The organism is Hymenobacter aquaticus (genome assembly GCF_004765605.1).
GTDB classification, from domain to species: domain Bacteria; phylum Bacteroidota; class Bacteroidia; order Cytophagales; family Hymenobacteraceae; genus Hymenobacter; species Hymenobacter aquaticus.
Genome location: NZ_SRLC01000003.1, coordinates 218,520 through 232,402, shown reverse-complemented (window position 1 = coordinate 232,402; position 13,883 = coordinate 218,520). Strand labels below are relative to the sequence as shown.

The window sequence follows — 13,883 nt, the reverse complement described above, 5'->3', positions numbered from 1 at the left end:
TATGAAAGAAGACATTACTTTCGACCCGGTGGAGGGTGTTTCCATTGCCATTGTACCCGATGCTGCGGCGGCCACCGACGACAGTGCCACCGGGTGGCAGGTGTATCTGCTCAACCACAACGACTACCCGCTCAGCAACGTCATCGTCAGCTCGAACGGCTACGGCATCCAGGAAGACGGGGAAAGTGTCCGGACTTCCACCCTGCGGCACGTGCTGCTCGAAGTGGCGCCCCAGTCGGCCGTGCCCATCGAGCCCATCGACCCCGCCCTGTTCCACCTCAACAATCAGTACTGGGTCAGCTACTACCGCGGCACGCAGATCTTCGACAAGAAGTTCATCTTCGTCCCCGATTCGATTGTCGATGCCAACCTGATTCACATTGCCCTGCTAGACCGCCAAGGCGTGTTACATAGCTAATCACTTAGTCGCAAACCAGCTCGGCGGCATACTACTTCCGAGCTATTTGCTTAATTTTGAGCCGATACGTGATGAATGCACTCGGAATTCAGTTGGGATTGTCCTTTCTCTGGGCATTTTTGGTGGCGCTCTTTGCCGTGCCGTCTATTATCTATATTGCCCACCTGAAAAACATGCTGGATACGCCCAACGTGCGTACCGTGCATGAGTCGCTCACGCCCCGACTCGGAGGCGTTGCCGTTTTTGCGGGCTTCATGTCGGCGCTTACCATCTTTGCCGACCTCAGCAACGGCATCCAGCAGCTGCTGGCTGGCTGCATCGTGTTGTTCTTCGTGGGGCTGAAAGACGACCTGGTCAGCATTTCAGTTTCCAAAAAATTTGTGGGCCAACTGCTGGCCACCGGAGTCGTCATGATTATGGCCGACATCCGCGTCACGAGCTTCCAGGGCATCTTGGGCATTCACGAGCTGCCCATCGGCATCAGCTACGCTTTCACCTTCCTGGCCATCGTGGGCATCACCAACGCCATCAACCTGATTGACGGTCTGGATGGCCTGGCGGGCACCATCGTCCTGATTATCACCAGCACCTACGGCTATTACTTTGCCCGCTACGGTGGCACCGGCTACGGCAACTACGTCTTCGTATCGGTCTGCCTGATTGGGGGCATGCTCGGTTTCCTGCGCTACAACTTCCACCGGGCCAGCATCTTCATGGGCGACACCGGCTCCTTGGTCTGCGGCTTTATCGTGTCCATCCTGACCATCCAGTTTATTGAGATGGGCCTGCGGGTCGGTGACCCGTTTGGAGCTTCTTCCCCGGCCGTAGCCGTTGGCATCTTGTTCGTGCCCCTCTTCGACACGCTACGCGTGTTCATCGTGCGCATGATGGCCGGCCGCTCGCCCTTTTCGCCCGATAAAAATCACGTGCACCACCGCATTCTGGCTATGGGCTTCCAGCAGATCAGCACCGTGATGCTGCTGGGGCTGCTGAATCTGGTGGTTATCCTTTTCGTCATCAACTTCTCCGCCCTCGGCAATACGCTGCTCCTTGGCGCATTGGTCGCCTTTTCCGTCCTGATCAGCGTTTTCCTGGGCGTGTATCAGAGCCGTAGCGCTCAGCAGCGCGTCGCCTCGTAAGGGTATCACTCCCGTGGGTCAGGTCAAACGAAGCATCTATCGGCGTCTAGGGTGGCTGCTGGGCTTTCTGTGGCTGTTGCAGGTGCCCGGTACCTTCGCGGCCGAGTACCGCCCGTTACCCCCCACGACCAAGCGCGGGTTATCTACCGACTGGCTGATCCACGATGCCGGGCGTAACCGGCTGGTGCTTTATCTGCCCGACTATCACGCGCCGGCGCTGGCCTATTACCAATGGGTTGCCATTCGCCCCAGTCGGCCGTTTACCATCAAGTTTGCTGCCCCCAAGGGCTTAAGTCTGTTTCTGGACAACCGGCTGGTTTTTACGGCGGCTACCACTGCTTCCTATACCCTCGATCTGGCTACGTTGCTGCCCGACGGCGCAGCTGCCGGGCCCCATCTGCTCTGCGTCTGGCATCCCGAAACAGCCCCAAACCTGACCTCTTTTACCAATGCCGTACCAGTCGTCAAGACCAACGAAAGCCCGGTCTCGGCGGCCGCCGCTATGCCGTTACCTAGGGGGCACCAGGGGCAAAATGTGTTCTTGTGCTTCCTGCTGCTGATTGGTTTGTTCTACGGTAGTATTCGCTCGGCTTACCAGTCCGGCTTTGCCCGTATCTATCATTTCGAGGGGCTTTGGAGCAAGACGTCCAACGACCAGGATTTCCTGACGAAGCCCACCGTTACGTGGCTTAATCTGCTGCTGGTTGCCGTTTTCTCCCTTTCCTTTGCGCTGCTGCTGGTCGCTATCCATACCAATATTCAGAGCATCATTATCCTGCGCCGGCTGTTCGACGTCCCCGAGTCGGCCATCATTGTGCGGGTCCTGCTCTACGCCGCCCTGATTGTGGCCTTTGTGCTGGGTAAATACCTTTTTTTGGAGGTAATGGGCTATATTTTCGACGTCACGCAGCTGGTAATGGTCCAGTACCGCGAGTTTATGCGCACCATCCTGTTCATGGGCCTTTTCTTGCCGGGCGTCATGCTCCTGTACCTGGGGTTGAACCAGACGCTGCCCGAAACTGTCTTGTGGGTATCCAATGGAGTGGTTTCCTTGATGTTGATTGGTACGGTCATCCGGATTGCCCGCACGCTGCATCGGCGGGCCTCCCTACTAAATCTGCATTTGTTTTCGTACCTTTGCGCCACAGAAGTGATTCCTTTGATCGTTCTGCTCAAGTTGATAGTATTTACTTACTAGCCTGGCCTTAGCAGAAGCTTTCTATTACTCCCAGCGCCGCCTTATTGCCCTAGCTTTACCTTTTTTCTACCTTATGGCCGAGAGCACAGACAAACCGGGGACGGGCCGTCATGCCAAGCGTATCTCCAGCATTCTGGTTACCCAGCCTAAGCCCGCAAACGACGTCTCCCCATATTTTGCCATTGCTGAGAAGTATGGCATCAAAGTCGATTTTCGCGAGTTTATCCAGGTTGACCCCGTTTCGTATAAGGATTTTCGCAAAGAGAAAATCAACATTGCGGAGCACACGGCTGTCATCTTTACCAGCCGTAACGCGGTAGACCACTTCTTCCGCATTTGCCAGGAAGCCAAGTTGGAAATGCCGGCAGAGATGAAGTATTTCTGCATCTCGGAGCAAACCGCCAACTACCTGCAGAAGTACATTGTGCTGCGCAAGCGCAAGCTATTCGTCGGCCAGCGCACCGCCGTCGACCTGTTCGACGTTATCAAGAAGCACAAAAGCGAAAAGTTTTTGTACCCTTGCTCCGATATCCGCAAGGATGATATTCCGGAGTTTATGCGGGCCAACGGCTTCAAGTTTACGGAGGCCGTCATCTACCATACCGTCGCCAGCGACCTGTCGGATTTGTCCGATGTGAAGTACGATTGCATCGCCTTCTTTAGTCCCTCCGGTATCAGTTCGCTCTTTATCAACTTCCCCGATTTTGAGCAGAATGGCACCCGCATCGCGGCTTTTGGCCCTACTACCGCCAAAGCCGTGCTGGATGCCGGCCTCGAACTAGACATTGAAGCCCCGCAACCAAATGCCCCGTCCATGACCGGGGCTATCGAAGCCTACATCCGATTGCACCACGGGCCAGATGTCGGAAAAGAGAAAAATAAAAGCGGCAAACAGAACGCATAGCGCGTAAAACAAGCGGAAGAGCTTCTATGAGCTCTTCCGCTTGTTTTTTTGGTGGTTTGTTGTACTTGGTTTTTTCCATACATTTGGAAACCCCTACGTTGGCCCACCCAAGCCCTAACAGACCACTAATCAATCAGTTCTATGAAGAGAACTTTACTTTCTTTGCTGCTGACCTCAGCAGTTTCCGCCACTGCATTTGCGCAGCAGCAGCCTCAGTTCAGCCATTATGCCTTCAATGGCATGTATCTGAACCCCGCTTATGCTGGCATTAAAGGCCAGGGCGAGATTACGACATTGGGCCGCTACCAGTATTTGGGGTATGGCGGCTCGTTTGATGATGGGGGGTCGCCACAGACCTATGCCCTGACCGCCTCAATGCCGGTGGCAGCTGTTGGTGGGGGTGTTGGCCTGAGTGTCTTCCGGGATAAAATTGCCCAGGCCAGCATCACAAACGTGCAGCTTTCCTACTCCAAGCACATCAAAGTAGGTGAAGGCAAGCTTGGCCTCGGTGTCCAGGGTATCTTCAACCACTTGAGCAAAGGCCTGTATCGTGCCGCCGACCTGCGGCCTGACAGCAGCGTCCCACAGGACGGTTCCGACCGGAAGTTTGACGCGGGTGTTGGCGTGTGGTACGAGTCGGACAAGCTGTACGCGGGCTTGAGCGCCAACAACCTGTTGCGCGCTGAATACCGCTTCAAAAGCGACGGAGGAACGAAGGGGGCGAAGGCCATCGGAGAAAACCACGCTTATCTGACGGCCGGCTACAATATTGAAGCTTCTTCATCCGTTGTAGTCACCCCTACCGTGTTGGTAAAGATGGTGTTGCCCGGAAAGTTTGGCGACAACAATAAATTCAACTTGCAGAACAACTCGTACGAAGGCGGTGTTCGGGCTACGATCAACGACAAGTTTTGGGGAGGAGTTGGCTACCGTTACGATGAGTCGATAACGGGTATGTTGGGCATGAGCTTTGCTAAGGATAATGCTTTGCGCTTCGGTTACGCTTTCGACTTTATTGCATTTAACCAAGCTGCGCGTGCATTCAGCTCTCACGAAATCATGCTCTCCTACCGCCTGCCCAAACCGGGCTTGGCCACCCGTCCAGCCATCCGTACTCCCCGCTACAGCTTCTAGTTTTAGGGGCTTTTCTAAGGATTGTTGGCTGGCTGAATGCCTACACGATGAATTAAGAGGGGCATTTACACTAACTCACTGCTTACCATCGTTTAACCGGTATCCGTACCAGTTCGTAGACAAAAGGTAAGCATTGAGCGACAGGCTTGCGAACGAGCGTAATATTCGCTAGATTTGCCGGCTCATTAAATTGTAATCTTAGGGTATCGCCGCCTGAACAGTCTTTTTTTCCTTAACATGAACAAGTTTCTCGTATTGCCCCTAGTAGCCCTTTCGGCACTGTTTCTGGGAGGCTGTGGTTTCGGCAAAGGACCGCAAGGCGATTTGGTCGGAGCGGAGGACCGCCCCGAGTTCAATCCCCAGGAGGTACCCTTTGGTATGGTTCCCTGCCCCGGCGGCACGTTCCACATGGGCCAGACCGATCAGGACATATCTGCCTCTATGGTCAACATGAACAAGCAGGTGACTATCGCCGGCTTCTACATGGATGAGACCGAGATTACCAACAACGAATACCGTCAGTTCATGAATGCCATTCGGCAGGATTCGATTGACGTCCTCGGCGAAGAGTACGTGATGACCGAACTCTACCCCGATACTACGGTGTGGGTACGGGACTTCACGTATCACATGGGCGACCCGCTGATGGAGTACTACTACACGCACCCAGCTTTCGACGACTACCCAGTAGTGGGTGTTGACTGGTTTGCTGCCAAGTATTTCTGCAACTGGCGCACGAAGAACAAAAACGCGGCTAATGCCGAAGCCGGCTTGGCTCCAACGCCGAACTTCCGCTTGCCTTCCGAAGCTGAGTGGGAGTATGCCGCTCGTGGTGGTCGTGACCTCGCTACTTATCCCTGGGGTGGTCCTTACCTGCGTAACTCGAAAGGCTGCATGCTGGCGAACTTCAAGCCCGGCCGTGGCGACTACGCCAGCGACGGATATGCTTACACCGCTCCAGTAGGTGCCTTCTTCCCGAACGACTTTGGCTTGTACGATATGTCGGGCAACGTATCGGAATGGTGCGATGATGCTTACATGGAAGCTTCGGTGCCGGTGGTATGGGATATGAACCCCACCAACCCTGACGACAACGAACCCCGCAAAGTGGTGCGTGGCGGCTCTTGGAAAGACATTTCTTACTTCCTCGAAACCGGTACCCGCAACTTCGAATACCAAGATTCGGCTCGCTCTTACATTGGTTTCCGGACGGCTATGATCCAGATTGGCTCAGCTCTCTAGCGAAAACTCAATACCAGCATTCCCCCACGCGTTTACATCATCACACAACATTTTTTCAATTTCAAATTCAAATGGCAGCAAAAGGCGGTAGTTTCCTGTATGACGTGGTTATGCCCAAGGTGTACGGCATCGGGGCCGCAGTCGTAATCGTCGGGGCTTTGTTTAAAATTCAGCACTGGGATGGCGCTAGCGAAATGCTTATCGTGGGTCTCGGTACTGAGGCACTGATTTTCTTGCTGAGCGCATTTCAGCCCGCTTCGCACGAGCCAGACTGGTCGTTGGTGTATCCAGAATTGAGCGAAGGCTACGACCCTTCCACGAACAGCAACAGCTTCTCTACCTCGGATAACAACAGCAAGGGTCTGACCAAGAAATTGGACGACATGCTGAAAGATGCCAACGTAACTCCCGAGGCCATTTCCTCGCTGGGCGCTGGCCTGAATCGTCTGTCGACGACCACGCAGCAGCTTTCTTCGCTGGGCGACGCTACTAACGCTACCGAAGAGTACACGACTAAGGTTCGCTCGGCGGCTCAGTCGCTGGAGAAAATCAACAGTGCCTACTCGAACACGGTAGAGGCCATCACGGCCATGTCGAGCGCTACGGCTGATGCTAAAGAGTACCACCTGCAGGTACAGAACGTTACCAAGAACCTGGGCGCTCTGAACGCAGTGTACGAAATGGAGCTGCAGGATGCCAACACGCACCTGAAGTCCATGAACAAGTTCTACGGTACGTTGAGCCAAGCTATGGAGAACCTGACCGAGGCTGGCAAAGAAACCGACCAGTTCAAGCAGGAAGTAACGCAGCTGACCAGCAACCTGGGTTCGTTGAACCGGGTGTACGGCAACATGCTGAACGCCATGCGCGCTACCAGCTAATTTGGTAGCAGCGATACTAATTTCCGTCCACTACATATAGATTAGGCACGACACGATGGCGGGAGGAAAAGAAACTCCAAGGCAGAAGATGATTGGCATGATGTACCTGGTACTGACTGCTCTTCTGGCCCTTCAAGTAAACTCAGCAATACTGCTCAAATTCAAGTTCCTCGACGATAGCCTTTCTGCTATTAACAACAAGGTATCGAAGTCGAACGATGGAACGGTAAAGGGTATTCAGGCACAGGTTGAGAAGAACCGTAATCAGGCTTCCGACTTAGCAGTTCTGAAACAGAGCGAAGAAATTCGCAAGACTACTCAGGAAATGATAGCCTACCTGGGCAGCGTTCGTGAAAAACTCCTGGCAGCCACTGAAAACAAGGGCAAGAACGAGTTCAAAAACATGAGCGCCGAAGACAAAGTTGCCAGCACTATGCTTGGCGGCAAAAAGGACGGCGTGGCATACGAGATGAAGAACAAGCTGAATGCTTACTCTTCTTACATCCAGAAGTACGTTCCGGGCATTCCTCCGCTGGCACTCGATGCCAAGGATGATCCGATGGTTACGGACAAAGAACAGCGCAATAAGAACTTTGCTGAGCTGAACTTTGAAAACACTCCGGTAGTAGCGGCTCTGGCTACGTTAGCCCAGAAAGAAGCAGAAGTTCTGAAATACGAATCGGATGCTCTGGCTGCTCAATCGGCTAAGGTTGGTGGTAACATCATCGTATTTGACAAAGTTGGTGCTTTCGCCAGCGCTGAGTCGAACACGGTAGCAGCCGGTACCAAATACAAAGCTGAACTGTTCCTGACGGCTTCAGCTACGGGCCTGAAGCCCTCGATGACCCTGAACGGCAGCCCGCTGGCAGTTGGTCCCGATGGCAAAGGCAAAGTAGAGTTCACGGCTCGCCCTGGCTCGTTTGACGCTGCCGGCAACGCCAAAGCCCAGTGGACCGGTACTATCCGCTTCAAGCAGAATGGCCGCGACACGACCTTCAAAGTGACGGTTCCTTACACCGTTACCAAGCCGGTAATGCAGATCCAGTCGGCTTCGGTGCAGGCGCTGTATTTCAAGTGCGGCAACAAGCTTAGCGTACAGGTGCCCGCACTGGGTGCTCAGTACAAGCCAGGTTTCTCGGCTTCGGGTGCTTCGGTAATCACGGGTGCTAAGACCGGTGATGTAACGCTGGTGCCAAACTCGCGCGAAGTAACCCTGAACGTGAGCAGCGGCGGCAACGCTATTGGTTCGCAGACCTTCCAGGTTCGTCCGATTCCCAAGCCCGAGATTAAGTGCATCGTGGGTGGCCGTGAGGCTAACGAGAAACAAGGCACGCCCATCACTGCTGTGCGTAACATGAGCCTGAAAGCTGTGCCGGATGCTGGTTTCGCCACCTTCCTGCCCGACGACGCTCGTTACCGCGTAACGCGTTATGAAGTAACGCTGGTGCGTGGCAAGCGTCCTGCTCTGCCCACGCGTACCATCAGTGGCCCCGAGGCTAACCTGTCGGATGTAGTTAACTCAGCCCGCGAAGGCGACCGTCTCTACATCGAAGTGAAAGAAGTTCGTCGTTTGAACTTCCAGGATCAGCAGGAAGAAGTTAACGTAGCGAAGCAGTTCAATATTCCGTTGCTGTAAGCGTTATTCATCTGAACTAACTGCAGCGCTTTTTTGATTACCACGGTATGAACAAATTCCTTTCCTTCGCCGCTTTGGCGGCCAGCCTGACGCTGTCGGTCTCAGCATCGGCTCAGGAACAAGCTACGACCGCCAGCAGCAACGGCTCGTATCGCCCGATTCCCAATTCGGACATCATGTTCCGGAAAACGATCTGGCGTGCGGTTGACCTTCGCGAAAAGCAGAACAAGCCCATGTTCTCGGAAGGCAAAGAAATCAGCCGGGTAATCCTGGAAGCCGTCAAGCGCGGTGAACTTCAGGCATACCGGAATGACTCTCTGACGTCTACGTTTACCCCCACGGAGGTTTCCGGTCGGATGTCGTACGTAGAGGCCAGTGCCGGTCTGAGCGAAGAGGAAAAAGCCGCTGGTTTCAGCGAACAAACCTCCGACGACGACTGGGGAACTCCCAAGCCTAAAGGCAAGAAGGGTAAGACAACGGCTGCTAAGCCCAAGGCTCCTGCTGCGCCCCCGAGCTACGAGTACCGTTACAAGGACTTGTACCAGATGGAATTGAAGGAGGATATGATCTTTGACAAGAAACGGTCACGGATGTATCACGATATCAAAACCGTTACGCTGCTGGTTCCTTCCACGCTGAGCTCAAACGTGTCGGGCATTGAAACTCCGATTGGCACGTTTAAGTACAGCGACTTGGTTCGGGTATTCCGCGCTAACCCTGATAAGGCTATCTGGTTTAACTCGCAGAACGACGCCCAGCACAAGAACTTGGCTGATGCTTTTGAGCTGTGGCTGTTTAACTCCTACATCGTGAAGGTTTCGAACCCCAACGACTCTCGCCTCGACGAAGTGTACGGTGGTCCTCAGCAAGGGGTGTTGGCTGCTCAGCAGGCTGCTTCCGACCTGATCGAATACGAATACAACCTCTGGAGCTTCTAACAAGCGCCAGACAAACAACAAAAAGGCCCCGCTGAGAAGCGGGGCCTTTTTGTTGTTTTGAATTGTAACGACTCTACTGACTTTCCTGGTTCTGCTCCTGCGCCTCAAAGTACGCCAGCAGAATACGGGCTTTCGCTTTGCCTACTTCTTCGATGAGTTGAGCTTCCGTCAGTTCCTTGATCTTCTTTACGGACTTGAACTTAGTCAGTAGCTTATCCGCTGTGACAGGGCCCAAACCTTTGACGTCGGTTAGCTCCGTTTTGAGCGTGGCGGCGTCGCGGCGGCTGCGGTGGAAGGTGATGCCAAAGCGGTGTACTTCGTCGCGCATACGCTGAAAAAGCCGCAGGGACTCGCTCTTTTTGTCGATGTACAGGGGCAACGGGTCGTTGGGGACGTAGATTTCCTCGAGACGTTTGGCAATGCCGATGACCGGAATCTGCCCCCAGAGGTTGAGGTCCTTTAGGGCTTTGACGGCCATACTGAGCTGGCCTTTGCCTCCGTCGACGATGACGAGCTGGGGTAAGGAGGCGCCTTCATCTACCAGCCGGCGGTAGCGGCGCGTCACGACTTCGTACATGGAGTCGAAGTCGTTGGGGCCTACTACCGTTTTGATGTGGTAGTGGCGGTAGTCTTTCTTGCTGGGCTTCGCGTTGCGGAAACATACCATAGCGGCCACCGGATTGTCGCCCTGGAAGTTGGAGTTGTCGAAGCACTCGATGTGCTTGGGCAGCTCGGTCAGGCGCAAATCCTTCTTAATCGTCTCCATAATGCGAACCTCGTTGAGGTCTTTGGAGCGGTCATTCATGCTTTCCTTCTCCTTGCGCAGGTACATGACGTTCTTGATGGACAGCTCCAGCAGTTTACGCTTATCCCCAATCTGGGGCACCGTAACGGTGGCCCCGGGAATCGGTAGCTCGGGCAGGGCGACGTTCACCAGGATTTCCTTGGACTGGCTTTCAAATTCCTCGCGCATCTGCATCACCATCGGGGCCAGAATCTCGGCGTCGGTTTCGTCGAGTTTCTTCACTACTTCCACCGATTGGGTCAGAATGATGGAGCCGTTCATCACTTTGAGGTAGTTGATAAAGGCATTTTTCTCGTTGGCCGCAATACTGAACACGTCGATGTTGGACAGCGAGGCATTTACCACCGTCGACTTGGCCTGGAACTCGTCGAGCCGGTCGAGCTTCTGCTTGAAGGAGTGGGCCAGCTCGAACTGCTGATCCTGGGCGGCGGCCATCATTTTCTCGCGGAAGTAAGCCTTCGGCACGCTCAGGTTGCCGCTGAGAATATTGCGAATCTGCTGGATGTTCTGGTTGTACGCATCCTCATCCACCAGTCCTTCGCACGGGCCCTTGCAATTGCCCAGATGATACTCCAAACACACTTTGAACTTGCCGGCCGCCACGTTTTCGGGCGACAGGTTGTAGGTGCAGGTGCGGAGCGGATACAGGGCCCGGATCAGCTCCAGCAGAATGTTCATGGCCGTCAGGTTGGCGTAGGGGCCGTAATAGCGCGAGCCGTCGTTGATTTTCTTGCGCGTGGGCAGCAGGCGCGGAAACCGTTCGTTGGTCAGGCACAGGTACGGATAGGTTTTGCCGTCCTTGAGCAGGATGTTGTACTTGGGCTGGTTCTGCTTGATAAGGTTGTTTTCCAGCAGAAACGCGTCGGACTCACTATCCACGATGGTAAACTCGATGCGCTTGATGTTGCGCACCAGCTGCTGAGTCTTCTTGTTGTGGTCCTGCTTGTTGAAGTAGCTGCTGACCCGCTTGCGGATGTCAATGGCCTTGCCCACGTAGATGATGCCTTCATCATCGAAGAACTTATAGATGCCCGGCCGGTGGGGCAGATGCCGAATTTGCTCTTGCAGGTGGTCTTTGGCTGCCATAAGGAATAGGCGTGTGCGGAGGTATGTTTAACTCTGAAAACAAGCTGGAGGTTAGGATAATTCGGCGGGCCGCCCTGTGCGGGCTACGAAGAAACAAAAAGTGGCAGGCGAAACTCACCTGCCACTTTTCGTTCGGCTACAGTAACCTGCGGCTTAAATATCCTCGTCGTCGATGTCCTGCAGATCAGTCTGGTTGAGCTTCTGCTCGTAGGGAATCGTGTCGCGCTGGCCGCCGTAGTAGCGGCTGCAGTCGATTTCGATGGACAGCGGCTGAGCCGGCTTGGGGAAGGGGCTGGTGCTGACGCCGATGCTCTTGTCGGCGTAGACTTTGCGCATAAACAGGCCGTAGATGGGCAGCGCCGCCCGGGCCCCCTGACCATAAGAGCCCGACCGGAAGTGGATGCTACGGTCTTCGCCGCCCACCCACATGCCGCACACCAGGTCGGGAGTGATGCCCATAAACCAGGCGTCGGAGTAGTTGCTGGTGGTGCCGGTCTTGGCCCCGATTTCGTAGGGAAACTTGAAGCCGGTTTTCAGAATAACGGACGTGCCGCCCTGCTCCGTGGTCGAGGCCTGGAGCATATAGGTCATCAGGTAAGCCGTTTCTTCGCTGAGCGCCTCCCGGGTCTGGGGCACGAACTCGCGCAACACGTTGCCGTTCTTGTCTTCGATGCGCGTCACCATCATCGGAGCCGTCCAGACGCCTTTGTTGACGAAGGTGCTGTAGGCGCCGCTGAGCTCGTAGATGCTCACGTCGCTGGAGCCGAAGCCCACGGCCGGCACCGCTTCGATAGGGGAGGTGATGCCGAGGCGCTTGGCGTAGGAAACCACCGTTTCGGGGCCCAGCTTCTGCACCAGCCACGCCGTAATCGAGTTCATCGAGCGGGCCAGGGCCTGCCGGATGGTAAAAGTGCGGCCCGAGAAGCCGCCCTCGAAGTTTTTGGGCGTGTAGGGCGCGCGGCCCGCCACGGCGGGGAAGGTCGTAGCCACGTCGGGGCGCTGGTAGCAGGGCGAGTAGCCCTGGTCGATGGCGGCCGTGTAGACGATGGGCTTAAACGTGGAGCCGGGCTGACGCTTGCCCTGCTTCACGTGGTCATACTTGAAGTACTTGAAGTTGGTGCCGCCCACCCAGGCCTTGATCTGGCCGTTGAGCGGGTTCATGGCCATAAAGCCGGCGTGCAGGTAGCGCTTGTAGTAGGCCAGCGAATCCAGGGGCGACATCAGCACTTCCTTTTCCCCCTTCCAGGTGAAAACCATCATCTTGTACTTCTTCTTCAGGTAGTAGTTGATGGAGTCCTTATTGCCCTCGAAGCGGTTCGACAACGACCGGTACCGCTCGGTACGCTTGATGGAGGTTTGCAGGAAGTTAGGAATGATCTTGCCGTTCTCGTCACGCCAGGGCAGCTGGCCTTTCCAGTGGGCATCAAACAGCTTCTGCTGCTGCTTCATGTGCTCGGCCACCGCCGACTCGGCGTATTTCTGCATGCGCGAGTCGATGGTGGTGTAGATCTTCAGGCCGTCGGCGTAGAGGTCGTGGTCGGTTTCCTTGGCCCACTGCAGCAGCGACTTGCTGACTTCGGTGCGGAAATACGGGGCAATGCCTTTGTTGGAGTTTTCCACGCTGTAGTGCAGCACAATGTCTCTGGCGGCGGCTTTGGCGTGTTCCTCGGGGGTGATGTAGTTGTACTTCCGCATCTGGTAGAGCACCCAGTTGCGGCGGGTTTTGGCGCGCTCAGGGTTCTGCACCGGGCTGTAGCGCGAAGGCGCATTGAGCACGCCCACCAGCAGCGCCGACTCTTCCAGGTTCAGGTCTTTGGGCTTCTTGTTGAAGAAGGTCTTGGCGGCTACGTTAATACCAAAGGCGTTGGAGCCAAAATCGTTGGTATTAAGGTACATGCGCATGATTTCGCGCTTGGTGTAGCTCCGCTCGAGCCGCACGGCCATAATCCACTCCTTGGTTTTAATGATGAGCATCCGCAGCCCGGGCACGTCGTTGAGCGTGCCGTCGTTCAGGTCGTCGCGGGTGCGGAACAGCACCTTGGCCAGCTGCTGGGTGAGCGTGCTGGAACCGCGGCTCCGGCCCGTGGCCACGTAGTAAGGAATGGCGAACAGACCTTTGAAGTCGATGCCGGAATGGCCTTCGAAACGCACGTCTTCGGTGGCAATGAGGGCATCAATCAGGTTTTGGGGCAAATCTTCGTAGTCGACCGGCGTGCGGTTTTCGCGGAAGTATTTGCCCATCAGCACCCCGTCGGCCGAGTAGATTTCCGAGGCCAGCTCACTTTTCGGGTTTTCCAGCGTCTTCAGGTTGGGCATGCGCCCAAACAGGTTCAGGAAGTTGATGCTGACGGCCAGGATGTAAAGAATCAGGCCCAGCACGCCGCCGCCAAACAGCAGCCACAGGGTCCGGGTAATGTTGGTGAAACGGCCCGGGCGCTGGGGTTTCCGGGGAGCCGCTTTAGGCTTGGTGGCGGGGTATGCCATGTATGCAATTCTGAATGA

General features: G+C 55.2%; 11 protein-coding genes. 9 read left to right on the top strand and 2 right to left on the bottom strand.

Annotated features, from left to right (window positions below):
* Position 1 precedes the first annotated feature (1 nt).
* The 9 genes from E5K00_RS20795 to porN all read left to right on the top strand — a co-directional run bounded on the left by E5K00_RS20795 (position 2) and on the right by porN (position 9,490).
* Entirely contained in the window at positions 2-418 is a 417-nt protein-coding gene (locus E5K00_RS20795; RefSeq protein WP_135465236.1) for a hypothetical protein, read from the top strand.
* A gap of 137 nt (positions 419-555) precedes the next feature.
* Complete coding sequence (locus tag E5K00_RS20790; RefSeq protein ID WP_245328380.1) at positions 556-1,557, top strand: MraY family glycosyltransferase; 1,002 nt, start codon at positions 556-558, stop codon at positions 1,555-1,557.
* A gap of 13 nt (positions 1,558-1,570) precedes the next feature.
* Positions 1,571-2,755 carry a DUF4271 domain-containing protein gene (locus tag E5K00_RS20785; RefSeq protein WP_135465234.1) on the top strand — a complete coding sequence of 395 codons (1,185 nt, stop codon included), beginning with the start codon at positions 1,571-1,573 and terminating at the stop codon, positions 2,753-2,755.
* Positions 2,756-2,828: 73 nt separating this feature from the next.
* Positions 2,829-3,659, top strand: coding sequence for a uroporphyrinogen-III synthase (locus tag E5K00_RS20780; protein WP_135465233.1), 831 nt, complete (start codon positions 2,829-2,831; stop codon positions 3,657-3,659).
* 141 nt (positions 3,660-3,800) lie between these two features.
* Positions 3,801-4,793 carry a PorP/SprF family type IX secretion system membrane protein gene (locus E5K00_RS20775; protein ID WP_135465232.1) on the top strand — a complete coding sequence of 331 codons (993 nt, stop codon included), beginning with the start codon at positions 3,801-3,803 and terminating at the stop codon, positions 4,791-4,793.
* 237 nt (positions 4,794-5,030) lie between these two features.
* Entirely contained in the window at positions 5,031-6,035 is a 1,005-nt protein-coding gene (porK, locus tag E5K00_RS20770; protein WP_135396255.1) for a T9SS ring complex lipoprotein PorK/GldK, read from the top strand.
* A gap of 110 nt (positions 6,036-6,145) precedes the next feature.
* Complete coding sequence (gene porL / locus E5K00_RS20765) at positions 6,146-6,916, top strand: type IX secretion system motor protein PorL/GldL (protein ID WP_245328379.1); 771 nt, start codon at positions 6,146-6,148, stop codon at positions 6,914-6,916.
* Between the two features lie 55 nt (positions 6,917-6,971).
* Positions 6,972-8,552 (top strand): type IX secretion system motor protein PorM/GldM, encoded by a 1,581-nt coding sequence (porM, locus tag E5K00_RS20760; protein ID WP_135465230.1) that lies wholly within the window; start codon positions 6,972-6,974, stop codon positions 8,550-8,552.
* Positions 8,553-8,599: 47 nt separating this feature from the next.
* Complete coding sequence (gene porN / locus E5K00_RS20755) at positions 8,600-9,490, top strand: type IX secretion system ring subunit PorN/GldN (RefSeq protein WP_135465229.1); 891 nt, start codon at positions 8,600-8,602, stop codon at positions 9,488-9,490.
* Positions 9,491-9,563: 73 nt separating this feature from the next.
* On the opposite strand, the gene uvrC is transcribed toward porN, so the two are convergent.
* Both uvrC and E5K00_RS20745 read right to left on the bottom strand, forming a co-directional pair.
* On the bottom strand, positions 9,564-11,381 hold the full coding sequence (gene uvrC, locus E5K00_RS20750) for an excinuclease ABC subunit UvrC (RefSeq protein ID WP_135465228.1): 1,818 nt from the start codon (positions 11,379-11,381) through the stop codon (positions 9,564-9,566).
* Between the two features lie 153 nt (positions 11,382-11,534).
* Complete coding sequence (locus E5K00_RS20745; protein WP_135465227.1) at positions 11,535-13,865, bottom strand: penicillin-binding protein 1A; 2,331 nt, start codon at positions 13,863-13,865, stop codon at positions 11,535-11,537.
* Positions 13,866-13,883: the final 18 nt, after the last annotated feature.